The organism is Comamonas odontotermitis, assembly GCF_040396735.1.
Lineage (GTDB): Bacteria > Pseudomonadota > Gammaproteobacteria > Burkholderiales > Burkholderiaceae_C > Comamonas > Comamonas odontotermitis_C.
Window position 1 is genome coordinate 32,773 of the sequence record NZ_JBEBNZ010000016.1, and the last position, 23,699, is coordinate 56,471.

Consider the following 23,699-nt stretch of genomic DNA (forward strand, 5'->3'; position numbering starts at 1 on the left):
GCGGCGAGCGGCATGGTCGGCAACGATGTGGAAACGCCTGAGCCAGCATAGCCTTGCCTTTTTCTGCCAGGGTTATTTTTATTATTGCAACAGAGTCGCAATAAGGTGCTACCATTTGCAGCTTCAAAAATGGGTTTGGCGTAGTTTTTGCCATTCGCGCTTTTATTTATTGGATAGTTTGCAATGACTTTGATAGCAATCGTGCTTGCGACGCTTGCCGCGGGCCTGGGCAGCGTGTGGATCGCGGCCGCCTTGATGCGCAGCGGCATTGGCCGTGAAGACAGCCGTTTCGGCGCGCAGCACCTGCTCAGCCTAGCGGCGGGCGCTTTACTGGCCACGGCCTTTGTGCATTTGCTGCCCGAGGCGTTCGAGAGCCAGATCAACCCCAAGGCCCTGTTCGTGACCTTGCTGCTGGGACTCGTCTTCTTCTTTCTGCTGGACAAGGCCGAGCTTTGGCACCATGGCCATGAACACCGCCATGCGCCGCCCCAAGAGCGTGGCCACAGCCATGACGATGCGCACCACGGCCATGCCCACGATCATGCTCCCGCCTCGCAAGGCCATGGGCATGCGCACCACCACAACACGGCGGGCGGCTGGTCGCTGCTGACGGGTGACAGCGTGCATTGTTTTGGCGACGGCATCCTGATCGCCTCCGCCTTCATGGCTGACATGCGCCTGGGCATCGTTGCCGCCATCTCGGTGCTGGCGCACGAGGTGCCGCACCACATGGGGGATCTGGTGGTATTGGCCGGCAATGACAACCGCAGCCAGCGTGGAGTGGCCTTGCTCAAGCTGTCGCTGGCGGGTGCGGTGACGGCATTGGGCGGGGTGGTGGGCTATTTTCTGGTCAGCTCGCTGGACGGCTTTTTGCCGTACTTCCTGGCCATCGCATCGAGCAGCTTCATCTATGTGGCGCTGGCAGATCTGATCCCGCAGTTGCAGCGCCAGTTGACCGCTCGTCAAACCGTGCAGCAGATCGCCTGGTTGGCGGTGGGAATGGTGGTGGTCAGCGCAGTGAGCACCTGGGCGCACGGGGCGCACGGCCATGCAGGGCATGACCACGGCGAGCAGCATGAGAGTCATGGAGACCATGACGGCCATGGGCACTGATGGCTCCTGATCCTTGCGTGCGCGTGGCGCATCCCCATCAAAAAGGCCTGGTGCAGGGAGCATCAGGCCTTTTGCTTTTATTTTGATAGCTGTTGGCGGTCAACCGGCAAGGGATAGGCGCTGAAACTTCAATGCGCCGCCGGCTGGTGGCGCTGTACCGCCCAGCACACCCCGCCGATCATCAGCGCTGCGGCGGTCAGCTCTTGCCAGGTCGGGCCGCGCTGCAGGTAGATGAAACTGTAGGAAAGTGCAAACAGGGTTTCGAACACGATCATCTGGCCTGACAGCGAAATAGGCAGCAATCGCGTGGCGGCATTCCACATCCAGTTGCCAAACAGTGACGCGAGGATAGAGACGGCCAGGTTCACCAGCCAGAACATGTGCCAGCGCCCGGCGTCCAGCTGCTGACCGCTGCGCGCCTGCCACCACAGCGCCAGCGGCCACAGCAGCACGCTCCAGATACCGACGGCCACGCCGCTCATCGACGACCATTCCAGTGCCGTGAAGCGACCCGACTGCAGGTAGTGCGCATTACGGATGGCGTAGTGAGACCAGATGACGAGTGCGGCAAACGCCGCTGCCACACCGCCGAGCACGCGCCAGACCGGGCGAGCGGCCTCGTCTGCGGCCAGCAACTCATGGGCATTGATCAGCACGATGCCAGCGCACACGGTCAGCATCGGCCCCAGCAGGCGGCGCAGGGGCAGGGCGCCCACCTGCTTGCGGTTCATGATGGGCATGGCCAGCGGCACCATGCCGATGATGAGGGTGGTGATGGCCATGCCTGCCCACTGCACGCCGGTAGCCATCAGCACCAGGTACAGAATGCTGCCGGTCAGGCCCAGGTACATCAGTGCACCCATGTCGGCTCGCGTGACCCGTGGCCGCAGCCTGCGTACCAGCGGTGCAAGAATGAAGACCGACATCAGCCCGTACAGCATGAAGCGTGCGCTGGTGATGGCCAGAGGATTGAAATCCGGCAACAGGGCGGGCACCAGCAGCATGGACCCCCAGCACGCCCCCGCCACGGCGGCGTATGCCACCCCGCGCGGAATATTGGTGGCTGGCGAGAGGTGCAACGGGCCGGGTGCTGCAGTGGAAGTGAGTGAAGCCCGGTTGCCGTCTGAGGGAGTGGATTGCATGGCACGAATGAAAGGACGGCTGGCGGGGGGCAAGTCTCACCTGGGCATGGCCCAGGGGAGTGCCCAGGGTGCACTTTGCGCACCGCTGCCCGCGCCAGCCCTGAAAAGCGACATCCACACCCATGCGTCTCATGGATGCCGTTGCCGGCAAGCCCTATGCACATATTGCAGTGAAGCATAGCGAACATGCGCACCAGCGGTGCGTATGCAAGGAGGATGATCGCCGGTATTGTCGCCCAGCAGCGCGTGCCCTGCCGCGACGGGGCTATCCCACCACCGAGCCCACAGGGCTAGCGGCTTCTGCCCAGCAGGGCGCGCACCTGCGGCAATTGGCGGCGCGATACGCGTAGGACATCCTCAATACCAAAGAGGCGCAATTGCCAGCCGTCGGCATCGTCGGGGTCGCTGGCCTTTTCCAGACTGCGGATGGCTTCGGGCACCACCAATGCATTGCGGTGCACGCGCAGGTAGCGATCGGCGTAGCGCTCTTCCAGCTCATTGAGGCTGCCTGACCAGAGGTATTCATGCGTCGAAGTGCGCACGGTCACGTACTTGAACTCGGATTTGAAATACACCACCTCGGCGAGGCGCACCCGCTCGCTGTTGCCACGGTTGGTGATCAGCAGCGTTTCATCGGCGTCTGCGGCGGATTCGCTGCTGTCCTTGGGATTTTTCGCAATTTGCGCAGATTTGGCTTGCGCCAATAGATCCACTTTTTGTAGCGCCGCATCCAGCCGTTCGCGGCGTACGGGTTTGGTGAGGTAGTCGATGGCACTGACTTCAAATGCCGACAGCGCATGTTCGGTATGTGCGGTAACAAAGACGATGGCCGGCGCATGGGGCCGGGATTGCAGTATCTGTGCGAGTTCCATCCCGGTCTGGCCAGGCATGTGGATATCGAGCAGAGCCACGTCAAACGGTGCGCCCATGCCGGCGGCGCTGTCGATGGCGCGCAACGCTTCGGCGGCGTTGGCGGCTTCGAGGATGGCCGACGGGGCAGGGCAACGCTCTATCAGCAGGCGCCGCATCCGGCTGCGGGCCAGGGCTTCGTCATCAACAATCAGAATTCGCATGGGCGACATGCTATGCGGACTGCGCAGCCCTGCCAATGCCGGTGGGCGTCTGTTTGATGCCGCTCAAGACCCGCTCAGGCGGGGAAACTGATGTGTACGGTATAGGTGCCGTCCTTGACCGTGGCTTGAAAGTCACACTCCAGGTCGTATAGCAGGCGCAGGCGTTTTTTCACATTGGCAATGGCCGTTCCTGTGCCGGGGCGGCGCTCGGGCTGGGGTGCTGCAAACGGGCGCGGCATGGTGTTGATGATCTGCACGTGCACCCGGCTGCCTCGCCGGCGTGTGGCGATGCGGATGCGGCCGCTGCCATGGCTGGGCTCGATGCCGTGCTTGACGGCATTTTCTACAAGCGGCTGCAGAAACAGGGGCGGCACGGTGGCCGTGTCGGTGCGCGAATCCAGATTCCACTGCACCTCCATGCGGTCGCCAAAGCGCACCTGCTCAATCGAGAGATAGCGTTGCGCGAGCTGAACTTCCTCGGCCAGCGTCGAGGCCTCGCGCTGCTCGGTGAGGGCGTGGCGGAAGAGGTCGCTCAGGTCCTCCAGCATGGCTTCGGCCTTGTGCGGATGGTCCTGCACCAGCGAGATGGCGCTGTTGAGCGCATTGAAGAGGAAATGCGGGCGGATACGCGCCTGCAGTTCGGCCAGCCGCGCCGTGGTTGCCGCCGGCGTGCGGCCTTGGGCACGCCATTGCAGGCCCACCACCACCATGGCAGCAACAAACCCTCCGGCTGCGGCGCTGGCCAGCCATGGCATGCGTGGTGCCATCGTCGCCCACTGGAAGAGGAGGGCCGCAGCCAGCCCGCAGACCGCGCCCCATGCGGCGCCTGCCAGGTACTGCACACGGATGCTGCAGCGCTGCAGCAGCTTTTTCTGCTGACAGGCCACCAACAGCCACAGCAGGCAGGCGGGTAGAACCACCGCCGTGACCAACGCCAGCTGGAGGAACCATTGGCTCACGCCTGCCGACACAAAGCCCACGGCGATGGCGGCAAGCGCTTCGACCAGCAGCACGGTACGCCCGATCACGCTGGCCGTGCACGCATCAAACACATAGGCCGTGCCAACGATCACATCACGTGCAGCGGTAGTAGTTGATGATGGTGGCATGGCCTGGCAGACTCTATAGAATCAAAAGGTTTTGCTCCCGGGGCTTTCTGGCTGTCGGGCGCAGTGTTTTTTGCAGGACCGACGCGAACGGGTATGCGCAAGGCGCTTCTCTCCCGTGGGCGTGGGTCGTGTTGGGTCTGTGCCGCAGGGCGGCGCAACTGGCAGCTTAACCGGAATATCGCGAACTCCATGTCTACACCACAAGCTTCGTCTTCTTCGCACAACCAGCTCGACACCAAGGCAGAAGCCTGGTCGGCCCTGTTCTCCGAACCCATGAGCGATCTGGTCAAGCGCTACACCTCCAGCGTGTTCTTCGACAAGCGCATGTGGCAGGCCGACATCCAGGGCAGTCTGGCGCACGCCGAAATGCTCTCGGCCCAAAAAATCATTGCGGCCGAGGATTTTGCGGCCATTCAAAAGGGCATGGCCCAGATCACCGCTGAGATCGAGGCGGGCAGCTTCGACTGGAAGCTGGACCTGGAAGACGTGCACCTGAACATCGAGGCGCGCTTGACCCAGTTGGTGGGCGATGCTGGCAAGCGCCTGCATACCGGCCGCAGCCGCAACGACCAGGTGGCCACCGACGTGCGGCTGTGGCTGCGTGGCGAGATCGACCTGATCGAAGGCCTGCTTCTGGAGCTGCAGCGTTCGCTGGTCGAAGTGGCGGGAAAGAATGTCGATGTGATCCTGCCCGGCTTCACCCACCTGCAGGTGGCCCAGCCCGTGAGCTTTGCCCACCATCTGCTCGCCTATGTGGAAATGTTCAAGCGCGATGCAGAACGCATGCTAGACGTGCGCAAGCGCGTGAACGTGCTGCCACTGGGCAGCGCCGCCCTTGCGGGCACCACCTATCCGCTGGACCGCGAGCGCGTGGCCCGCACCCTGGGCATGGAAGGCGTGAGCCAGAACAGCCTGGACGGCGTGAGCGACCGTGACTTCGCCATCGAATTCACCGCCGCTGCCAGCCTGTGCATGGTGCACATCTCGCGCCTGTCCGAGGAGCTGATCATCTGGATGAGCCAGAACTTCGGTTTCATCCGCATCGCCGACCGCTTCACCACCGGCTCGTCGATCATGCCCCAGAAGAAGAACCCGGACGTGCCTGAGCTCGCGCGCGGCAAGACCGGCCGCGTGGTCGGCCACCTGATGGGCCTGATCACCCTGATGAAGGGCCAGCCCCTGGCCTACAACAAGGACAACCAGGAAGACAAGGAGCCGCTGTTCGACACCGTGGACACCTTGAAGGACACGCTGCGCATCTTTGCAGAGATGATCGGCGGGCAAGTGAACCCGGCCACGGGCGCAAAGGAGGGCGGCATCACAGTCAATGCAGGCAATATGCGCGCTGCGGCACTCAAGGGTTACGCCACGGCTACCGACCTGGCCGATTACCTGGTCAAGAAGGGCCTGCCTTTCCGCGACGCACATGAAACCGTGGCCCACGCTGTCAAGCTGGCCACGCAAAAGGGCGTGGACCTGACCGAACTGCCGCTGGCCGAGCTGCAGGCCTTCAATCCCAATATCGAGGCCGACGTGTTCGACGCCCTGAGCCTGGAAGGTTCGCTGAATGCACGCAACACGCTGGGGGGGACCGCGCCAGTGCAGGTGCGTGCCCAACTGGCCAAGCACCAGGCACGCCTGGGCTGACCGCGCTCGACCCCTCCGCCATTGCCACTTCCGATCGCACCTGCAAAGCCCGAAAGCCTGTATGACACTGAATCGCCGCCACTTCTCTGCGCGCTTGCTGGCTGCAGGCGCAGCCACCGCAGGCCTGTCTGCCCAGCCCGGCTGGGCTGCTGCCTACAACAAGGGCAAACCGGTGCGTCTGCTGGTGGGTTTTCCGCCCGGTGGCGGAACCGATGCCATCGCCCGCCTGCTGGCCGAAAAGATGAAGGACAGCCTGGGCACTTCGGTGGTGGTGGAGAACAAGCCCGGTGCAGGTGGCCAGATTGCGGCACAGCTGCTCAAGGCGTCGCCTGCCGACGGCTCCACCTTCTTTGTCACGCACGACCACACGATCTCCATCCTGCCGCAGGTCGTCAGGAGCCCGGGCTTTGATCCGCATGCCGATTTTGTGCCTGTGGCGGGTTTTGCCAGTTTTGTGAATGCATTGGCCGTGCCCTCGGGCCTGGGTGTCAAGTCGTTTGACGAGTACCTGCAATGGGTCAGGAAGCAGGGGGGCAAAAGCGCCGTGGGCATTCCCGCGCCTGCATCCACGCCTGAGTTTCTGGTGCAGGTCATCAACAAGCGCTTTCAGACCGATCTGGTATCGGCACCGTACCGTGGCAGCGCGCCCATGCTGGCCGACATGATGGGCAACCAGATTCCGGCCGGTATCGGCTCGGTGCAGGATTTCATTGAAAGCCAGAAGGCGGGCAAGATTCGCGTGCTCGCCGTGCTGGGCGGCAAGCGCCAGGCACTGCTGCCCGATGTGCCCACCTTTGGCGAGCTGGGCCTCAATGGCCTGGAAGACATGCCTTACTACGGCATGTACGCCCCGGTGGGCACCCCGGCGGAAATGGTGAACGAAGTCTCGCAGGCAGTGGCCAAGGCTGTGGCCGCGCACGACGTGCATGCGCAGTTGGTGGCCATGGGCCTGTCCGTGGGCTATATGACGCCCGAGCAATTGCTGGCGCGTGAGAAAGCCTATACCGGGGTGTGGCAGCGCATCATCCACGACAGCGGGTTCAAGCCGCAGTAGTACTCATTTTTTGATAGCTGGTTGCGCCCTGCTGTTATGTGACAGCAGGGCTTTTGGTTGTTGATGGCAACGCTGTCATATATGTTGCTAAATGCAACGCATTGATCGTGTTCAGCGCTCCCCCTGAAAAGAGGCTCGTTGCCAGGGGGAATTTTGGTACGCTCTCGCCATCCCAAGGGAGAGCTTTGTGAATCAACGAATACAACACTGGCTGGCTGGCCTCGGATGGGCAGTGCTGGCGGCAGGCGCGCATGCCACCACGATCACGGCGGTATCGCCACAGGGCGAGGTGGCGCGGGTGCGCCAGGTCGTCGTCAAATTCGATGCACCGGTGGTGCCCATGGGCGACCTGCGCGCGGCCGCCCCGGTCAAGATCGATTGTGACAACAAACAGGTGATCAGCCAGGCCACCGGCCGCTGGACGGGACCCAAGGAGTGGGTGCTGGATCTGGCCGATGATCTTCCACCCGGTGTGAACTGCACGGTGGACAAGGTCGCGGGCCTCAAGGACGCGGCCGGCGAGCCGGTCAAGGGTGCGGCACAGTACCGCTTTGGCACCGGCGGGCCGTCGGTGGTGCGCAACGCCCCGAGCAGCTACCAGGATCTGGATGCGCAGCAGTATTTTGGCCTGCAGTTCAATGCCGACGTGATCGACAAGACGGTCGAGAGCAGCAGCTGGTGCGCCGTCAAGGGGATTGGCGAGCGCATCCCCGTCAAATTGCTCAGCGCTGCGCAGTCGCAGGCCTTCATGGCGAATGAGTTTGGCAAGAACGAACTGGCGCGGAACCCGCAGCGCTTTGTGGCGCTGCAATGCCAGCGCGCACTGCCCGATGGCGCGGAGATGAGCCTGGTGATCGGCCCTGGCGTCAGTACGCACAATGGGGTCTTGCAAAAGCGCGAGCGCCGCTTCAACTTCCGTGTGCGGCCACCATTCACTGCCGAATTCACCTGTGAACGCGCCAATGCGCAATCGGGTTGCCTGCCGATTCGCCCGCTGGCGATGATGTTCAGCGCCCCGATCAGCCGCAAACTGGCCAGGGACATTCGGCTGGAGACCTCCAAGGGCGCGCTCAAGCCCGATGTGGAAGATGGCGACGACGACACCGAAGTCTCTCGTGTCGACTTTGCGCCCCCGTTTGCCGAGAAGGACCAGTTGCGCATCGTGCTGCCCTCGGGTTTCAAGGATGTACACGACCGCAAGCTGAGCAACGCCAATCTCTTTCCTCTGAAGGTGCAGATCGGGCTGATGCCCCCGCTCGCCAAGTTCGCAGCCGCGCCCTTTGGCGTGGTGGAGCGCTTTGCCGAGGGCGACAAGGGCCCGGCTATTCTGCCGGTGACCTTGCGCAATGTGGAGCAGGATCTCAATCTCAGCAATGTTGCCATTGAAGACAAGGGCACGGTCAGTACCTTGCAGTTGCAAAGCGATGTGGACATCATCCGCTGGTACTACAAGGTGCAGTACTACGACGGCTGGAAATCGGTCCGGCGCACCGACGCTGCCAAGGATTCCAAAACGCCGCTGCCCAAGCCCCTGCCAGATGGCAGCAAGGACGATGTGGAGGCCCGCATGCTCTCGTTGCTGGAGGGGCAGGGCGGCAGCAAGAAGCTGGCGCTGCCCAAGGCCGACACCAAGGACCCCCGGCCATTCGAGGTGGTGGGCATTCCGCTGCCCACGGGTTTCCATGTGGTCGAGATCGCGTCTCCGATGCTGGGCGATGCGCTGCTGAATACAGGCTACGAAGCCGCCAGGCGCGTGATGTATGTGCGCACCTCGGCCCTGGTCACCAATCTGGGTGTGCATTTCAAGCTGGGCCGGGAGAACTCGATGGCCTGGGTCACGAGCCTGGACAAAGGCAAACCCGTGCCGGGCGCGCAGGTGCGCGTATCCAGCTGCGATGGCAAGACGCTGGAGATGGCAACCACCGACAAGGATGGCATTGCGCGCTTTGAGAAACTGCAGTCCCAGCGCTCGGTTCAATGCCTGGGGCCGCAGGATGACACCAGTTCCGCCTATTTTGTGAGTGCGCGTGCCACGGTCGATGGCAACCCCGACATGGCCTTTGTCTGGACCGACTGGCAGCGCGGCATCGAGAGCTGGCGCTACAACCTGGAAACCGACACCAGCCCGCTCAAGGATGTCGTGGCCCACACTATCCTCGACCGCAGCCTGCTGCGCGCGGGCGAGACCGTGTCGATGAAGCACATCATCCGCACCCAGACCTTGAATGGTCTGGGCCTGGTGGACAAGGAGCAACTGCCTGGCACCGTGGTGATCACGCACCAGGGCAGCAACGATGAGTTTGAGCTGCCGCTGCAATGGAGCCGCCCGGGCAGTGGCCTGTCGGCCAGCTCGGAGTTCAAGATTCCCAAATCGGCCAAGCTGGGAACCTACAACATCAGCCTCAAGGGCGGAAAGGGCAAATGGGGAGAGCAGGAGCTCGGCACCGGCTCGTTCCGTGTCGAAGAGTTTCGGCTTCCTGTGCTCAAGGGCAGTGTGGCACCCGACGTGGCAGCCCCTATCGTGCAGCCGGGCAAACTGGGGGCGCAGGTGCAACTGGCGTACCTGTCAGGCGGTGCGGCAGCGCGCCAGGCCGTTACGGTATCGGCGGCAGTGGGCTTGCACTATGCGGGGTTTGAGGACTACGACAGCTTCTCGTTTGGCCGTCCTCACCTCAGCGGCAGGCTGCCCGGTGCTGACAGCGAGGACTACAGCAATGACCGCCGCGTGATCGCCGACAAACTGCCGCTGACTCTGGACGCCAACGGCACGGGTACGGCAGCCATCGACAAGATTCCGACATCGAAAGCACCACAGGATCTGCTGCTGGAAGCGAGCTTTTCAGACCCCAATGGCGAGGTACAGACCCTGAGCCACAGCAGCGTGATCTGGCCCGCTGCCGTGGTGGCAGGCATCAAGGCCGAGAACTGGGCGTCGACGGACAAGAAGCTCTCCTTCCAGGCGCTGACACTCACACCTTCGGGCAAACCGGTCTCGGGCGTCAAGCTGCAGGTCAAGGCTGTGGCGCGCATCGTCACCTCCACCCGCAAGCGCATGGTGGGAGGCTTTTACAGCTACGAAAACCATGAGAGCTTCCAGGACCTGGGCACCGTATGCAGCGGCAAGAGCGACGCCAAAGGCATGCTCGACTGCAGTACCCAGCTCAAGGACAACGGCGAGGTCGAGCTGATTGCAGAAGCGCAGGACGACAAGGGCCGCATATCGCAGGCGGCGACTTCCGTCTGGGTGACCAAGCAGGGCGAGTTGTGGTTTGGCGGCGATGACAACGACCGCATGGACCTGCTGCCTGAAAAGAAAGCCTACAAGGTAGGCGATACCGCCCGTTTCCAGGTGCGCATGCCCTTCCGCGAGGCAACGGCGCTGGTGACGGTGGAGCGCGAGGGCATCATCCAGAGCCAGGTAATGACCTTGCGCGGTGACGACCCGACCGTTCACCTGAAGGTGCAGGAAGGCTGGGGACCCAATGTGTACGTGAGCGTGATGGCCTTGCGTGGTCGCCTGCGTGATGTGCCGTGGTACAGCTTCTTCACCTGGGGTTTCAAGTCGCCGCGTGAATGGTGGACGGCCTTCTGGTACGAAGGCAAGGAATACGTGGCGCCGACCGCGCTGGTGGATCTGTCCAAGCCTGCGTACCGTCTGGGCGCAGCCGAAATCCGTGTGGGCATTGCCGATCGCCAGTTGGCTGTCACGGTCAAGAGCGACAAGGAAAACTACCGCATCCGCAATACCGCCAAGGTGACGATTGAGGCCAAGCTGCCCAATGGCAAGCCGGCGGCTGGCGCGAGCGTGGCGGTGGCTGCGGTGGACCAGGCCCTGCTGGAACTCAAGCGCAATGACAGCTGGGCGCTGCTCGACGCCATGTACCAGAAGCGCGCCTGGGGCGTGGAGACTTCGACGGCGCAGATGGAAATCATCGGCAGGCGCCACTATGGCCGCAAGGCTGTGGCGGCAGGTGGCGGCGGCGGCAGCGGCCAGACCCGCGAACTGCTCGACACCTTGCTGCTGTGGAAACCGGACGTAGTACTGGACGCCAATGGCCGGGCCGAGGTCGATGTGCCGCTGAACGATGCACTCACCAGCTTCAAGATCGTTGCGGTGGCCGACAGCGGGTTGGAGCTGTTCGGTACCGGAAGCACGCAGATCCGCACCTCGCAGGAACTGCAGATCATCAGCGGCCTGCCGCCGCTGGTGCGCGATGGTGACAAGTACGATGCACAGGTTACCTTGCGCAACACGACCTCCAAGCCAATGCAGGTTGTGGTCACGCCCAAGGCAACCTTGCTGCAACTGGAGCCGCAGACCGTGGAAATTCCCGCAGGAGATGCCAAGCTGGTGTCGTGGACGGTGACGGCTCCTGCCGATATGTCGCAAAGCCGCCAGGGCGAGCTGTTGTGGGAAATTGCAGCCAAGGACAAGAATGGCGACGCGGCAGATGCGCTCAAGGTCAGCCAGCGCGTGGTGCCTGCAGTGGTCGTCACCACCTTGCAGGCGACTCTGGTGCAGGTCGATGGCGTTGTGGACATGCCGGTGAGTGCGCCGGCCGACGCGCTGCCCGGACGTGGTGGACTCAAGCTGTCGATGGTGCCGCGCTTGGCCGAAGGCTTGCCCGGCGTGCGGGACTGGTGGGTGAACTACCCCTATGCCTGCCTGGAGCAGAAATCGAGCAAGGCCATCGGCCTGCGCGACGCAGCGATGTGGAAGGACACGATGGACCGCCTGCCCACCTACCTGGATGGCGATGGCCTGGCCAACTACTTCCCGCCGCAGCCCGGCAGCAGCAATACCGGCAGCGATACCCTGACTGCATACCTGCTGCAGGCCTCGTTCGAGATGAAGAAGCTCGATCCGCAGTTTGCGCTGCCTGCCGCGTCGCTGGATCGCATGGCCACGGCGCTGGGCAGGTTTGTTGACGGCAAGATCGAGCGCAAGTTCTGGAGCCCGCGCGCGGACCTGGATGTACGCAAGATTGCTGCCATCAGCGCACTCGCCCTGCATGGCAAGGCGCAGCCGCGCATGCTCACCAGCATCAACATCGCCCCCAACGACTGGCCGACGCAGGCTGTGGTGGATTGGCTGTCGATCCTGCAGAACATGAAGGATGCGCCCAACCGCACCAAGCTGATGGAAGAGGCCAACCAGATTCTGCGTGCGCGCCTGAGCTACCAGGGCACCAAGGTGTTGTTCGCCAACGAGAACAACGACTACTGGTGGTGGCTGATGCAAAACGGCGATACCACCTTGGCGCGCTTCCTGCTCGTCATCATGGGCGATCCTGCCTGGAAGGACGATCTGCCTCGCCTGGCCAGCAGCTTCATCGGTCGCCAGAAGAGCGGTGCCTGGAGCACTACCACCGCGAACCTGTGGGGTGCGATGGCGCTGGAGCGCTTCTCGCGCACGTATGAGTCCGAACCGGTGACGGGTACGACCGAAGCCAGCATGGGCGGCAAGAGTGCGTCGGTGGACTGGAGCCGCATTACCAAGGCGCCGGATGCGATCGAACTGCTGGCCCAGGGTGGCAAGCGTGCCGTGGGGCCGACGGAGCAGATCTCGCCGTGGTTGAACAACACCATGGATCTGCCCTGGGCCAATGGGCAGCAAAGTCTGAAGGTGCAGCAAAAGGGCACGGGCAAGCCGTGGCTGACGGTGCAGTCGCAGGCCGCGATACCGCTCAAGTCACAACTGTCCGCTGGCTACACCATCAGCAAGACCATCACTCCGGTGGAACAGGCCAACAAGAGCCTACCTGCAGGCCAGTACACGCGCGGCGATGTGCTGCGGGTGACGCTGGAAGTCAATGCCAGCGCCAACATGACCTGGGTTGCAATCACCGACCCGGTGCCTGGCGGCGCCACCATTCTTGGCAGCGGCCTCGGCCGCGATTCGGCGCTCGCAACCGATGGCGAGAAATCCACTGGCTGGGGCTGGAAGGCCTTCGAGGAGCGTTCGTTCGAGGCCTATCGCGTCTACTACGGCCACCTGCCGCAAGGCAAGCTCAGCCTGCAGTACAGCTTCCGCGTCAACAACACGGGCGAGTTCGCCATGCCCTCCACCCGCATCGAAGCGCTGTACGCGCCCGAGATGTTTGGCATGGCGCCCAACCCCAAGATGACGGTGGTGCCAGCGGGCAAGTGATGCAGCGATGGACCAACCCCTTGCGTGCACTGGCCATGGTATGGCTGGCGCACGCACCGCTGGCGTATGCCGTGCCCAGCTTTGCCGAAGTTCAGCAGGATTTCAGATCGTCCGAAACACGCGTGCTGTCGCGCGAGGGTGAATTGCTGCAGCGCGTGCGCACCGATGCCACGGTGCGCCGCGGCGACTGGGTACCGCTCGCCGATGTTTCTGCCGCACTGCGCACGGCCATGGTGCTGAGCGAAGACCGGCGCTTTTATGAACACAGCGGTGTGGACTGGGCAGCGGTGACGGCTGCAGCCTGGGGCAACCTGTGGAACCAGCGCACGCGTGGTGCCAGCACCATCTCCATGCAGCTGGCGGGCTTGCTGGATGGCGATTGGCGCCGCGGCAGTGGCGGTCGAAGCGTGGTGCAGAAGGCGGGGCAGACCGTGGCGGCCCAGGTGCTGGATAGGCGCTGGAGCAAAACCCAGATCCTGGAGGCCTACCTGAACCTGGTGCCGTTCCGTGGCGAGATGGTGGGCATCGACGCGCTCTCACGTACCTTGTTCGACAAGGCGCCGCATGGGCTCGACGACCGCGAAGCCGCGGTGGCCGCCGCGCTGGTGCGCGCACCAAACGCACGTCCCGCGCAGGTGGGGCAGCGTGCCTGTGGCGTTCTCAAGGACATGCGTGCAAGCACCGGTGTCGGTGGTAGCTCTGTGGATTGCGACGCCGTGGTGTTCTTCACCGAGGTGGCGCTCAAGAAGCGGGCTTTTGAAGCAAGCGACGGCATCGCGCCGCACTTCAGCCGTATTGCGCTGCGTGAGCAACGCAACATCAAAATGGCGGCATCGCGCCCACAAGGCGTGGCCAGCCTGCGCACCACGCTCAGTGCGCCACTGCAGCGTTTTGCTGTCGATACGCTCAACCAGCACTTGCAGGAGCTGCGCACGAGCAATGTGCAGGATGGCGCGATCCTGGTGCTGGACAACGCCACGGGCCAGGTGCTGGCCTGGGTCGGGTCATCCGGTGTGCTCAGCCAGGCCGACGAGGTGGACGCCGTACTGGCGCCTCGGCAGCCGGGCTCCACGCTCAAGCCGTTTTTGTACGGACAGGCCATTGCAGAGCACAAGCTCACCGCTGCCTCGCTGATCGAGGATTCGCCCGCGCGCATCCCTACCGCCAGTGGCCTCTACATTCCGCAAAACTACGATCGCAGCTTCAAAGGCTGGGTATCGGTTCGAACGGCGCTGGGCGCGTCTCTCAATGTGCCGGCTGTGCGCACCTTGGTGATGGTAGGAGTCGATGATTTCTTTGACCAGTTGAACCACCTGGGCATGCCCATGCGCGAATCGGGCAGCTATTTCGGCTACAGCCTGGCATTGGGCAGCCCGGAGATTCCGCTGCTGCAGCTGACCAATGCCTACCGTGCGTTGGCCAACGGCGGCCGCTACAGTGCGGTGGCCCCATCCACCACGGCCGCTGCAGCGGCCAAGCCGCAGTACCAGCAGGTGATGGATGCGGGCGCGGCCTTCATCGTGGGCGACATGCTGGCCGACAACAATGCCCGCGTGCGTACCTTTGGCACCAGCAGCGTGCTGGGAACGCGTAGCTGGACGGCGGTCAAGACCGGTACCAGCAAGGACATGCGCGACAACTGGGCCATTGGCTGGTCTGACCGTTATACGGTGGGCGTATGGGTGGGCAATGCCAGCGGCGCCGCCATGCACTCTGTCAGCGGCACCAGCGGCGCTGCGCCCATGTGGGCAGCGATGATGGGTTTTCTGCACCGGGACCGGCCCAGCCGCGCGCCGCAGGCGCCTGTGGGCGTGGCAGTCCAATGGGTGGATTTTGGTCCGGCCCCCGAAGAGCAAGCTGGTGCAGGTTTTGCGCTGGAGGCGCGGAGGCAGGAGTGGTTTCTGGCGGGCACCGCACAAAAGCGCTTTGCACTCGACGGTCAGGCCAGTGGCATCGACGAGTTGCCTGGGAGCCGCCAGCCCGGCGATGCACAGGCACTCGCCACCGCACGCATCGTGGCGCCGGCGAATGGCACCATCGTGGCGGTCGATCCGGACATCCCGCCGGACCGCCAGCGCCTTCAGTTCGTAGCCGACAGCGCATCGGCCCGCTGGCGCATGGACGGCAAGGACGTGGCCCGCGGCGCCCGCTGGGCCTGGTTGCCGTGGCCTGGGCGCCACCAGGTGGAATTGGTCAATGCCAAGGGCGAGGTCCTGGACAGCATCCGGCTCGAAGTGCGGGGCGCGGGCGTCAAGCAATCAAAGCGCTGAATCTGCGGCAGAGATGGCGTTGGCGCATGTCCGGCCTGCGCCGGATGCCATCGAATTATTGCGCCATCCTTACCCAGGGTTCTACCTGCAACAGCAGGCGCTGCCATTTGCAACGGTATCTGTTGCAGATTGGAACAGCATTGTTCCGCATGGCTGGCCAGATGCGCATGAACAGGCGTTTTTCATGTGGCACGGAGTTTGCACAAGACTCGCTGAGCGGCCGTTTTTTGCGGCCGGACTGCTCCTCAGGCAAAAGTGACTTCCTCAAGGGGTTGCGGCAGCCTGCCGGCGCGCAGGCGTGGGAGCCTTTTCTATCGGCAACGCGAACCAGGAGACAAGCATGGACATGTTCGAACTCAAGCGCTTCAATATCGATATCGACTATCCGTACAAGCAGAAGTACGACAACTTCATTGGCGGCAAGTGGGTTGCACCGCTGGCGGGCCGTTATTTTGACAATGTCTCGCCCATCACCGGCAAGCCCTTCTGCAAAGTGGCGCAGTCGGACGCCAATGACGTGAATCTCGCGCTGGACGCGGCTCACGCCGCCCAGGACAAATGGGCGGCCACCTCGGCCACCGAGCGCTCCAACATCCTGCTCAAGATCGCCGACCGCATGGAGCAGAACCTGGAGTTGCTGGCGATCGCCGAAACCATCGACAACGGCAAGCCGCTGCGCGAAACCATGGCGGCCGACATTCCGCTGGCCATTGACCATTTCCGCTATTTCGCGGGTTGCATCCGCGCGCAGGAGGGCGGCATCTCGGAGATCGACGCCAACACGGTGGCCTACCATTTCCACGAGCCCATCGGCGTGGTCGGGCAGATCATTCCGTGGAACTTCCCGCTCTTGATGGCGTCGTGGAAGCTGCCGCCAGCCCTCGCTGCCGGGTGCTGTGTGGTGCTCAAGCCCGCCGAACAGACGCCTGCCTCGATCATGGTGCTGATGGAGTTGATCGCCGACCTGTTGCCGCCAGGTGTGGTCAACGTGGTCAATGGCTTTGGCAAGGAGGCGGGCGAGGCGCTGGCCACCAGCAAACGCATCACCAAGATTGCATTCACGGGCTCGTCCGCTGTGGGGCAGCGCATTCTGCACGCCGCAGCCGACAGCATGATCCCCTCGACAGTCGAGTTGGGCGGCAAGAGCCCCAACATCTTCTTTGCCGACGTGATGGACGCGGACGACGATTTCCTCGACAAGGTCATGGAAGGCTTTTCGATGTTTGCGCTGAACCAGGGCGAGGTCTGCACCTGCCCATCGCGTATCCTGATCCAGGAATCGATCTACGACCGTTTTATTGAGCGCGCCGTCAAGCGGGTGCAGCAGATGAAGCAGGGCCATCCGCTGGACAAGAGCACCATGGTGGGTGCGCAAGTTTCGCAGGCGCAGCTCGAACGCATTCTGGGTTACATCGATGTGGGCCGGCAGGAGGGCGCCGAATGCCTGACCGGAGGCGAGCGCAACCGCCAGGGCGGCGAGATCGACGACGGCTTCTTTGTCAAGCCCACGTTGCTGTTCGGTCAGAACAATATGCGGGTGTTCCAGGAAGAGATCTTCGGTCCGGTGGCCTCGGTCACCACCTTCAAGACCATGGAAGACGCGATCCGCATTGCCAACGACACCGAATATGGCCTGGGAGCCGGTGTGTGGAGCCGCAACGGCACCACGGCCTACCAAATGGGACGCGCCGTCAAGGCGGGCCGCGTGTGGACCAACTGCTACCACCTCTATCCGGCGCATGCGGCGTTTGGTGGCTACAAGAAGTCGGGCATCGGTCGCGAGAACCACAAGTCTGCGCTGTCCAACTACCAGCAGACCAAGAACCTCCTGGTGAGCTACAGCCCCAAGGCGCTGGGATTTTTCTAGGATCACCCTTGAGGTGCTGCGCCTTCCCCGAGCGCTCGCAAGGCATGGCCGTGCGGGCAGGGGGAAGGCAGCTACAGTCGGGGGGCGGCCCGTTCTGGCCGTCTCGCATCTGGGCGGCGCCGGTTTTCGGGTGGTGATGTGCCATGCGTAATGGATGGTGGTGATGACCGAGTGCTCCCTGATCTCTCTCCAACCCTGGCTTGAAGCGCAGCCTTTCTTCTTGCTGGGCTCAGCGAGCAACGCTGGCGACTGCGACAGCTCGTACCGGGGACGGCAGACGGAGGGTGGCTTCGAGCCGCTGTTGCGGGTGGAAGGCGCGAGGCGCCTCGTCTTCCCCGACTACCCGGGCAACAACCTGTTCAACACCATCGGCAATCTGCTGGAGCATCCCCAGCTTGCGCTGCTGTTCGTCGATTTTGTGCAGCAATCCACGGTGCTTGTACAAGGACTGGCCCAACTGGAAGGGCCAAACCCTGCGTGGCCCCGGGCACCGCGCACGATCGCAGTAGCGGTGGCACGGGTACTGCGTGCGCCGGTGCAAGGGTTGCCGCGCCTGGAGCTGGCAGGGTGAACGGGTAGTAAATACGAGTTGCTTCAGGCGCCCATTCCTCAGACGCTTGCGGCTATTGTCTTTAACGCTTTACCGGGCTGAAGTGCCATGCGCATCATTCTTGAAGATCCCTACGAGCGCGACATCTTCCATGCGGGTGAATGTCAAGCGCATCGCCGTTTTGGTGTAGAGGCCGAAGCGCGAGAAATGAAGGGCACCATCGGCGACCATTTGAGTGCGGGAAATGCCAGCTTCATTGCGAGCCAGCCGTTTTTCTTTGTCAGCGTGCGGGAGGAGTGCGGTGCCATCCACACCCAGATGCTGGCCTGCGTCACCACGGCGCAGGGCACCTATCCGTTGGTGGCGTTTGGTGATGCACAGACCTTTTATTTTCTGTTGCACAAAGCCGCAGGAGCGAGCTTGCTGCAACTGGCGGGAGACGAGGGTTGCAAAGCCGGTACGGTCTTTGTGGACTTTGCGCGGCGGGCGCGTCTGCGCATCAATGGCCACCTGCGCGTGGCGGAAAGCCACGCACTGCCGGGCTTTCAGTGCCCGGCGGGCTACGAACTGATGCGGTTGCGGACCCAGCAGGTCTATGCCAACTGCCAGTCGCGCATCGTGCGATTGAAGCTTGCCGTCGCATAATGTCTTCCCAAGGCTGCCCTGGCTACAAGAGGCGGTCACAGGAGACGGCATGAACCCTGATCTATTGCGAGGTGACGCCAGCGTCATCGATCAATCGCACCAACGTTCGCGCAGCTTTGGCATCGCTGTGGACGATGCACCGGATTGCTCCAGTCTGGCGACAGGCCAGTTGCAGGGCATGCTGGAGGAAAGCCGCCTGCTGTTCCAGCATGCCGCGCCGGTGATGGAGACGCTCTACGGCCAGATTGCCAACACCCACAGCATGGTGCTGCTCACTTCTGCCCAGGGCGTAGTGCTGCATTCATTGGGAGACAATGATTTTCTGGAGAAGGCCTCGCGTGTGGCGTTGGTGCCCGGCATGGACTGGTCTGAACAGACCAAGGGCACAAATGCCATCGGAACGGCCTTGATCGAGCAGGCCCCAGTCACGGTGCTGGGGGATCAGCACTACATGCGCGTCAACCAGGGACTGACCTGTTCCTGCGCTCCCATCTTCGATCCGCATGGCCAGATTGTCGGTGCGCTCGATGTGACGGGGGATCATCGCAGCCACCACCAGCACACCCTGGCGCTGGTGCGCATGTCGGCGCAGATGATCGAGAACCAGATGTTCGCGGCCAGCTTTCCCGATGCCATGCGTCTGCATTTTCATGCGCGGGCCGAATTTCTGGGCACCCTGGTCGAGGGCATCGCGGTATTCACGTCGGACGGACGTTTTCTGTCAGCCAATCGCAGTGCGCAGTTTCAGCTGGGTCTGCCATTTGCTGCGCTGCAGGCGCATACCTTCTCGTCGCTGTTCGGCTTGCCGGTGTCGCTGCTGCATGAATGGTTTCGTACCAGCACGGCGCCACGCCAGTTGGGGCTGTACAACGGCGTCTCGGTGTGGTGCCGGGCCCGCCTGCAGGCTCACACAGTCTGGCCTGTGTCTGCTGCCTCGCAAGCGACGGCGCACGAGGCACCACGCCGCATGCAGCTGTCGTCGCTGCAGTACCTGGACACGGGCGATCCACAACTGGCCGCCGTGATCCACAAGCTCCGCCGTGTGGTGGACCGCGACATTCCGGTCATGATCCTGGGCGAAACCGGCACCGGCAAGGACCTGCTGGCGCAAGCCATCCACCATGATTCTTCCCGGGCACGCCAGCCCTTTGTGGCGGTCAACTGTGCTTCCATTCCCGAATCGCTGATCGAAGCAGAGCTTTTCGGGTACGAAGAGGGCGCCTTCACCGGTGCGCGGCGCAGGGGCGCCATGGGCAAGATCGTGCAAGCCCATGGCGGTACGCTGTTTCTGGATGAGATCGGCGATATGCCTGCGCACCTGCAGGCACGCCTCTTGCGCATGCTGCAGGAGCGCAAGGTGAGCCCCCTGGGCGCGGCCAAGGAAGTGGTGGTAGATGTGAATGTCATCAGCGCCACACACAAGAACCTGAAGGATATGGTGGCGCGCGGTGCGTTCCGCGAAGACCTGTACTACCGTCTCAATGGCCTGGTGGTGCGTCTGCCTGCATTGCGCGAGCGCACCGACCTCGAACTGGTTGTGAAGAAGCTGCTCAAGTCGCTGTGCGATGAAGCGGGCCAGGGCATGGTCGACGTGGCGCCCGAGGTGATGGCGCTACTGCGCCGCCACCACTGGCCCGGCAATGTGCGCCAGTTGCACAATCTGCTGCGCACCGCGGTTGCCATGGCCGATGATGGAGCCATAGCGCCAGCGCACCTGCCGGATGATTTTCTGGACGAATTGCGCGATGGTGGACGGCCTGTCTTCAATGCCGTTCTTGCCGACCCTGCTGAAGAAGTCCTATCAGACAGCCCGCGCCTGCAGGACGTGACCCTGGATGCCATGGCCCGGATGCTGCAACTGCACCAAGGCAATGTATCGGCAGCGGCACGGGCGCTGGGCATCTCTCGCACCACCATCTATCGCAAGCGGCACTTGCTGCCGCCCGGCCTGCTGGGTTGATTCCGACTTCGTTTGCGCCTGTCAGGCAATGCGACGGGTGCAAGCAACCCAGACACCGGATCAGTTGCTCGCGGAGATGGCGCGCAGCAGCTTCTGGCCAGCGCGGCCATCGGCCTTCTGTCCCAGTCGGGTTTGCTCGGCCTTGATGGCTTCGCGCGTCTTGGCACCGATCATGCCGTCGGCGCTGCCGATGTCGTAGCCGCGAGCGAGCAATGCCTGTTGCAGTTCCTTGTTCTGTGCGCGCGACAGGCCCGGGTCATCCGTGGGCCAGGCAGCGACAAAGCCGGTGCGGCTTTCTGCGGGGTTGGCCACCAGGTTCGACAATTGGGCAATCGCCAGCGCATAGTTTTCCGATGCGTTGTAGCTGTAGAGCGCGTCAAAGTTTCGCCCCACCAAAAAGGCCGGGCCACCGGCGGCAGGAATCATCAACCCGGCAGTGGGCAGGCTGTCGGGCAGTGGCTGACCGTTCACCAGTGTCACCCCGGCGGCACGCCAGGTAGCGATGGGCTTTTTGTTCTTGCGCCCTGCATCGCTGGTGTCAAAGTTGGCAGGCAGCTTCACCTCAAAACCCCAGGGTTGCCCTGGGCGGTAGCCAGCATTCTTCAGGAACGTGGCCGTGGAGGCCAGCGCGTCGGGCACGCTGTCCACGATGTCGCGGCGGCCGTCGCCGTCAAAATCGACCGCGCTGCGGAAGAACGTGGATGGCATGAACTGCGTTTGGCCAAAGGCGCCTGCCCATGACCCGACCAGCTTGGATTCTGCGATGTGGCCTTCCTGCAGAATGCGCAGTGCGCTGGCGAATTCGCCGCGAAAGTAGGCTTGGCGACGGCCAAAACAGGACAGGGTACCGAGTGACTGCACGAGCGAACGGCCGCCCAGGTTCTGGCCGAAATTGCTCTCGACGCCCCACACGCCTACCACGATTTGCGGGGATACGCCGGTGCTCTGTTCGATCTTGGCGAGCGTGTCCTGCCATTTGGAATAGGCAGCCCGCCCATCGGCCACACGCTGGTCGTCGACCAGCACCGCCAGGTAATCCCACACCGGCATGCTGAACTCGGGCTGGCGATTGAGAAGCGGCAGCACCGTGGCATCGGGCTGCAGGTGCTCGGTGTATTGCGTGAACGTGGCCGAGGTGATGGCGGCGAAGGCCTTGCTGGCACGCAGCTCCGACAGGCAGGATTGGAACTCTGCGCTGCTGAGCTGGGGCGGCTCTTGCGGCGGGCTGGCTTGTGCCAATACGGCCGGGGCTGAAAAACCCAGGCTGGCAAGCAAGGCAAGCTGGGGCAAGGCAAGGGAGGTGCGGCGAAAGTTCATGTTGCGCAATATACCTGTTTGGTGGCTCGCACTCTGGTAAACCCTGTATGGACGGCAGCTGTCTTGGCGGGAGCCGCCTCAATTTGTACGGGTTAACCCAAAACTATATGGGCTGGGCAATAGCGCTTATCGCCGGGTTGTTATGCGCTGGGCGGCGCGGCACACTACGCTGATAGGAAATTTGAAGCCGTGTGCCCAGCCGGGCATGGCAACACCCACCATGAGCCAGTCGACCGTACCCCAACCTATCCGTTTTTATCACCAGGGCCGCATCACGCAAGTCGATGGCGCGGCGCCCACCCGTTCCGTGCTGGACTGGCTGCGCGAAGATGCCCATTGCCATGGCACCAAGGAGGGCTGCAATGAAGGCGATTGCGGTGCCTGCACCGTGCTGGTGGCCGAACTGGCCGAAGCCGGCGACCCGCAGGCGGTGCAGGGCCTGAAGCTGCAGACCGTGAACGCCTGCATCCAGTTGCTGCCCAATCTGCACGGCAAGGCGCTGTTCACCGTGGAAGACATGAAAACCGCCTGCAAGCCGACAAAGGCCGATGCGGGCTGCGCCGATCTGCATCCCGTGCAACAGGCCATGGTGGAGTGCCACGGATCCCAGTGCGGCTTTTGCACACCGGGTTTTGTGATGTCCCTGTGGTCGGTCTACGAACAGCAGCAGGCGCAGCGCAGCGAGGCTCCCACCCGGCAGCAACTGGCCGATGCGTTGTCGGGCAACCTGTGCCGCTGCACGGGCTACCGGCCCATTCTGGATGCGGGCCAGCGCATGTTCGATTTGCCCGCTCGCCAGCTCGATACGGCGCCCGTCGTGGCTGCATTGCAGTCTCTGCACAGCGATGCGGATTGGCAGTACAGCGATGGCGCGGTGCAGTTTCATGCACCTGCCAGCCTGGACAGCCTGGCCCATCTGCGCGCGCAGCTTCCGCAGGCGCGGCTGATTGCGGGAACCACCGATGTCGGCCTGTGGGTTACCAAGCAGTTCCGTGAGCTGGGTGACATCATCGCCATTGGCCGCGTGGCCGAGTTGCGTCGGATCGAAGAGCAGGACGGCTCGCTGTACATCGGGGCAGGCGCATCATTGGAAGACGCCTGGGCTGCACTGGCACAGCGCTTCCCCAGCCTTCAGGATGTGTGGCTGCGTTTCGCATCGCCGCCGGTGCGCCATGCAGGCACCATGGGTGGCAATGTGGCCAACGGATCGCCGATTGGCGACGCCCCACCGGTGCTGATGGCCCTGGATGCAGAGATTGTGCTGCGCAAGGCCGAGCGCGTGCGGCGCATGCCCTTGGCTGATTTCTATCTGGACTATATGAAAAACCAGCTGGAGCCCGGAGAGTTTGTGCAGGGCCTGGCAGTGCCATTGGCGCAATTGCGCCAGCAGAATTTTCAGGTAAGAGCCTACAAGATCAGCAAGCGCTTTGATTGCGATATTTCTGCGTTGTGTGCAGGCTTGGCCGTCGCATTGGATGCCCAAGGCAAGGTGCAGGCGGTGCGCATGGCGTTTGGTGGCATGGCGGCCACGGTCAGGCGCGCGGCCAAGGCAGAAGCTGCAGTGCTGGGACAGCCGTGGACGGCAGAAACCGTCCGGCTTGCGCAGCAGGCCTTGGCGCAGGATTTTCAACCGATGACCGACATGCGCGCCAGCGACACCTACCGTATGAAAGTGGCGCAGAACCTGCTGCAGCGGCTGTGGCTGGAGACGCGGGCCGATGCCCCGCTTGCAAGTGCCGATACCACGGTGTGGTCGGTGATGCCCCATGTGGTGCGTGCTACCAGCGTGCAAGGAGCCTGA

15 protein-coding genes are annotated in these 23,699 nt (G+C 63.1%); 11 read left to right on the forward strand and 4 right to left on the reverse strand.

What is annotated here, in order from left to right; all coding sequences use genetic code 11:
• Positions 1-183 precede the first annotated feature (183 nt).
• Positions 184-1,113: a ZIP family metal transporter gene (locus tag ACH2DG_RS14465; RefSeq protein WP_395026979.1), complete on the forward strand. Its 930-nt coding sequence runs from the start codon at positions 184-186 to the stop codon at positions 1,111-1,113.
• Between the two features lie 128 nt (positions 1,114-1,241).
• Here the strand turns inward: ACH2DG_RS14465 and ACH2DG_RS14470 are convergent, their stop codons facing one another.
• The 3 genes from ACH2DG_RS14470 to ACH2DG_RS14480 form a co-directional block, all read right to left on the reverse strand.
• On the reverse strand, positions 1,242-2,255 hold the full coding sequence (locus tag ACH2DG_RS14470) for a DMT family transporter (RefSeq protein WP_395026980.1): 1,014 nt from the start codon (positions 2,253-2,255) through the stop codon (positions 1,242-1,244).
• Positions 2,256-2,545: 290 nt separating this feature from the next.
• A complete protein-coding gene (locus tag ACH2DG_RS14475; RefSeq protein WP_395026982.1) occupies positions 2,546-3,328 on the reverse strand; it encodes a LytR/AlgR family response regulator transcription factor in 783 nt (260 codons plus the stop codon).
• Between the two features lie 74 nt (positions 3,329-3,402).
• The gene (locus ACH2DG_RS14480) at positions 3,403-4,437 is read right to left on the reverse strand and encodes a histidine kinase (RefSeq protein ID WP_395026984.1); all 1,035 of its coding nucleotides are present in this window, start codon (positions 4,435-4,437) and stop codon (positions 3,403-3,405) included.
• 189 nt (positions 4,438-4,626) lie between these two features.
• On the opposite strand from ACH2DG_RS14480, the gene argH reads away from it, so the two are divergent.
• The 9 genes from argH (at position 4,627) to ACH2DG_RS14525 (ending at position 20,581) form a co-directional block, all read left to right on the forward strand.
• Complete coding sequence (argH, locus tag ACH2DG_RS14485; protein ID WP_395026986.1) at positions 4,627-6,084, forward strand: argininosuccinate lyase; 1,458 nt, start codon at positions 4,627-4,629, stop codon at positions 6,082-6,084.
• A gap of 61 nt (positions 6,085-6,145) precedes the next feature.
• Positions 6,146-7,138, forward strand: coding sequence for a Bug family tripartite tricarboxylate transporter substrate binding protein (locus ACH2DG_RS14490; RefSeq protein WP_395026988.1), 993 nt, complete (start codon positions 6,146-6,148; stop codon positions 7,136-7,138).
• 187 nt (positions 7,139-7,325) lie between these two features.
• The gene (locus ACH2DG_RS14495; protein ID WP_395026989.1) at positions 7,326-13,289 is read left to right on the forward strand and encodes an MG2 domain-containing protein; all 5,964 of its coding nucleotides are present in this window, start codon (positions 7,326-7,328) and stop codon (positions 13,287-13,289) included.
• On the forward strand, positions 13,289-15,559 hold the full coding sequence (pbpC, locus tag ACH2DG_RS14500; protein WP_395026990.1) for a penicillin-binding protein 1C: 2,271 nt from the start codon (positions 13,289-13,291) through the stop codon (positions 15,557-15,559). The genes ACH2DG_RS14495 and pbpC overlap by 1 nt, the downstream gene beginning before the upstream one ends.
• Before the next feature lie 13 nt (positions 15,560-15,572).
• Positions 15,573-15,818, forward strand: coding sequence for a hypothetical protein (locus ACH2DG_RS14505; protein WP_395026991.1), 246 nt, complete (start codon positions 15,573-15,575; stop codon positions 15,816-15,818).
• A gap of 81 nt (positions 15,819-15,899) precedes the next feature.
• Positions 15,900-17,426: an aldehyde dehydrogenase family protein gene (locus ACH2DG_RS14510; RefSeq protein ID WP_395026993.1), complete on the forward strand. Its 1,527-nt coding sequence runs from the start codon at positions 15,900-15,902 to the stop codon at positions 17,424-17,426.
• A gap of 163 nt (positions 17,427-17,589) precedes the next feature.
• Positions 17,590-17,997, forward strand: a complete 408-nt coding sequence (locus ACH2DG_RS14515; protein ID WP_395026994.1) for a pyridoxamine 5'-phosphate oxidase family protein — start codon at positions 17,590-17,592, stop codon at positions 17,995-17,997.
• Between the two features lie 87 nt (positions 17,998-18,084).
• Positions 18,085-18,621: a hypothetical protein gene (locus ACH2DG_RS14520; RefSeq protein WP_395026995.1), complete on the forward strand. Its 537-nt coding sequence runs from the start codon at positions 18,085-18,087 to the stop codon at positions 18,619-18,621.
• Positions 18,622-18,670: 49 nt separating this feature from the next.
• Positions 18,671-20,581 carry a sigma-54-dependent Fis family transcriptional regulator gene (locus ACH2DG_RS14525; RefSeq protein ID WP_395026997.1) on the forward strand — a complete coding sequence of 637 codons (1,911 nt, stop codon included), beginning with the start codon at positions 18,671-18,673 and terminating at the stop codon, positions 20,579-20,581.
• A gap of 60 nt (positions 20,582-20,641) precedes the next feature.
• Here the strand turns inward: ACH2DG_RS14525 and ACH2DG_RS14530 are convergent, their stop codons facing one another.
• A complete protein-coding gene (locus ACH2DG_RS14530; RefSeq protein ID WP_395026998.1) occupies positions 20,642-21,898 on the reverse strand; it encodes a lytic murein transglycosylase in 1,257 nt (418 codons plus the stop codon).
• Between the two features lie 220 nt (positions 21,899-22,118).
• Between ACH2DG_RS14530 and xdhA the strand changes: the two genes are divergently transcribed.
• Complete coding sequence (gene xdhA / locus ACH2DG_RS14535; RefSeq protein WP_395026999.1) at positions 22,119-23,699, forward strand: xanthine dehydrogenase small subunit; 1,581 nt, start codon at positions 22,119-22,121, stop codon at positions 23,697-23,699.

What these genes read in the sequence shown, in the direction of transcription:
- ACH2DG_RS14465 (WP_395026979.1), top strand. Translation starts at nt 184, where the DNA reads ATGACTTTGATAGCAATCGTGCTTGCGACGCTTGCCGCGGGCCTGGGC.
- ACH2DG_RS14470 (WP_395026980.1), bottom strand. Translation starts at nt 2,255, where the DNA reads ATGCAATCCACTCCCTCAGACGGCAACCGGGCTTCACTCACTTCCACT.
- ACH2DG_RS14475 (WP_395026982.1), bottom strand. Translation starts at nt 3,328, where the DNA reads ATGCGAATTCTGATTGTTGATGACGAAGCCCTGGCCCGCAGCCGGATG.
- ACH2DG_RS14480 (WP_395026984.1), bottom strand. Translation starts at nt 4,437, where the DNA reads ATGCCACCATCATCAACTACTACCGCTGCACGTGATGTGATCGTTGGC.
- argH (WP_395026986.1), top strand. Translation starts at nt 4,627, where the DNA reads ATGTCTACACCACAAGCTTCGTCTTCTTCGCACAACCAGCTCGACACC.
- ACH2DG_RS14490 (WP_395026988.1), top strand. Translation starts at nt 6,146, where the DNA reads ATGACACTGAATCGCCGCCACTTCTCTGCGCGCTTGCTGGCTGCAGGC.
- pbpC (WP_395026990.1), top strand. Translation starts at nt 13,289, where the DNA reads ATGCAGCGATGGACCAACCCCTTGCGTGCACTGGCCATGGTATGGCTG.
- ACH2DG_RS14505 (WP_395026991.1), top strand. Translation starts at nt 15,573, where the DNA reads ATGGCGTTGGCGCATGTCCGGCCTGCGCCGGATGCCATCGAATTATTG.
- ACH2DG_RS14510 (WP_395026993.1), top strand. Translation starts at nt 15,900, where the DNA reads ATGGACATGTTCGAACTCAAGCGCTTCAATATCGATATCGACTATCCG.
- ACH2DG_RS14515 (WP_395026994.1), top strand. Translation starts at nt 17,590, where the DNA reads ATGACCGAGTGCTCCCTGATCTCTCTCCAACCCTGGCTTGAAGCGCAG.
- ACH2DG_RS14520 (WP_395026995.1), top strand. Translation starts at nt 18,085, where the DNA reads ATGCGCATCATTCTTGAAGATCCCTACGAGCGCGACATCTTCCATGCG.
- ACH2DG_RS14525 (WP_395026997.1), top strand. Translation starts at nt 18,671, where the DNA reads ATGAACCCTGATCTATTGCGAGGTGACGCCAGCGTCATCGATCAATCG.
- ACH2DG_RS14530 (WP_395026998.1), bottom strand. Translation starts at nt 21,898, where the DNA reads ATGAACTTTCGCCGCACCTCCCTTGCCTTGCCCCAGCTTGCCTTGCTT.
- xdhA (WP_395026999.1), top strand. Translation starts at nt 22,119, where the DNA reads ATGAGCCAGTCGACCGTACCCCAACCTATCCGTTTTTATCACCAGGGC.